Origin of the sequence: Salinivibrio sp. VGrn1, from assembly GCF_009377995.1 — a bacterium.
GTDB classification, from domain to species: domain Bacteria; phylum Pseudomonadota; class Gammaproteobacteria; order Enterobacterales; family Vibrionaceae; genus Salinivibrio; species Salinivibrio siamensis.
Window position 1 is genome coordinate 1 of the sequence record NZ_SATA01000020.1, and the last position, 1,794, is coordinate 1,794.

The window sequence follows — 1,794 nt, forward strand, 5'->3', positions numbered from 1 at the left end:
CAATTTTTAACGTCGAGGTTGAAGAAAAAGCATTGATTTTAGAGGCGATAAAGAAAGCTAAGACGGCACAATTTACATCGGTAAAAGAATTCGGCTTGGGAAATAGTGATAGGCTTTTTTTACAGGCACTCGAATCAGATGCACTATGGTACATTAGCAAACAAAAAATGTTTGTCGATCAGTTTCATACCAATTAAAGATTACTCCTAATCTGTAGGGAATTAAAATATAAATTCAATTGCGCAAATCTTCCCTATCAGCTTTAACTATCAATAATGAAAACAGACGGATAGCCTTAAATATCAGTGCGTTATTATATCAGATCAAAAGCACTACCAGCGAAAGAGCTTCATGATGCCACGCGCTCGCACTGGTTAATTGAATCGATTCATTGGCAACTTGATGTTGGATTAAAAGAAGATGCTTGCCGAATAAGAGTCGATGACCGAGCGGAAGTGTTTGCACGAATAAGGCAAATGTTTTTGAATTTATTAAAGCAAGAAAAGAGTTTCAAAGCCGGCATTCAACGCAAACGAATTATGTGCGCGATGGACCAAGAGTACCTAGCGACCGTGCTGAGAAGCCTTTCGTGACGGGGGTGTTCATGCGTTTTCCGTGAGTTTCTAGTAATAAGTGATGATCATATGAACAATTTGAAAATAGATGTCGAAACATATATAAAAGCGCTAGAGAATGAATATTATATTGACTTATATTCAGCAGGTAAAAGAAGTTTATCTTTCAAATGCTTTCGCCCTGAATCATACTCTAATCTGATTACCTGCATTGTTAAATATGTTTTTTATATGTTGTCTTTACCGATGGGGATCTTTTTCTGTCGTCTTACGCTCTCACAGAGCATCACTAACAAAGCCTACTTTATTTGCTCAGAAAAATCTAGAAATATATATGCTGATGCTTATTCATCTGATTATTTTGGCTTTATAGATAAAAGACTAAAATTCCACTTCAGCTTAGTTGATACTTACTACTTCTTTGTATTGTCTTTTGCGTTCTTAAAAAGATTTAAATTTTCATTTTGGTTTTACCCGGAAATAGCGCTTATCCCTGAAATGATAAGAGTTAATAGGTTCCTTGAAAAAGCGGATATTGAAGATTTATATATCACTAACCAATATGATCGATGGGCTTATTTTCTTTCTAGTTTGCAGTTGGGTTACAAGGTGCATGTGAGCCAACACGGACTTGTTACTAATAGTTACACTCCAAAAAATAAAATTGGTTTTATAAATAGTTTAGTGTGCTTTAGTAACGAACAAAAGATTATTTTTGAAGAAAAAATAGTAAAAGAAATTGGTCAGGTAATTATCAGACCTCCAAATCTATATTTGACTCCTGATTTGGGTGAGTGTTCAGTTCTTTTGTGTTGCACATCAGATAAACAATTTTTTAGTGTCGAAAAAGAAATTTACGATGCTTTAAGGGGAAAAGAAAAGATTAATGTGTCAGTTAAACCTCACCCAAACAATAAATCAGCGTACTCAAATTTCGAAGATGTAGTAATCTCCGACTCCTTTCCTAAAGTGAGAGTTATCATCCACTTCAACTCAACTCTTGAAATAGAGTATAAAAATACAGATCCTGACGTGGTGGCTTTAAATGCTGCGGCAATGTCAAGTCGTGAAGTCATAGAAATCGTATTTAATTTATTACTATGAAAATTTTATTAGTGTTATTGATGAACCCTTTTTTTCTTGCTGCTCTTTACGACTTAGTTTTTTATCTACCTAGTAGCATGCTAGATATATATCCAGATCTAAATGGTTTCTACAC

At 34.4% G+C, this 1,794-nt stretch carries 1 protein-coding gene and 2 pseudogenes; all 3 read left to right on the forward strand.

Annotated elements, in window-relative coordinates; all coding sequences use genetic code 11:
- Positions 1–197 (forward strand): annotated as a pseudogene (locus EHW56_RS15430) (UDP-N-acetylglucosamine 2-epimerase (hydrolyzing)); the annotation flags it as partial.
- A gap of 102 nt (positions 198–299) precedes the next feature.
- A pseudogene (locus EHW56_RS15190) lies at positions 300–593 on the forward strand (ISAs1 family transposase); the annotation flags it as partial.
- A gap of 51 nt (positions 594–644) precedes the next feature.
- Entirely contained in the window at positions 645–1,679 is a 1,035-nt protein-coding gene (locus tag EHW56_RS15195) for a hypothetical protein (RefSeq protein ID WP_152799248.1), read from the forward strand.
- The last annotated feature ends 115 nt before the right edge of the window (positions 1,680–1,794 follow it).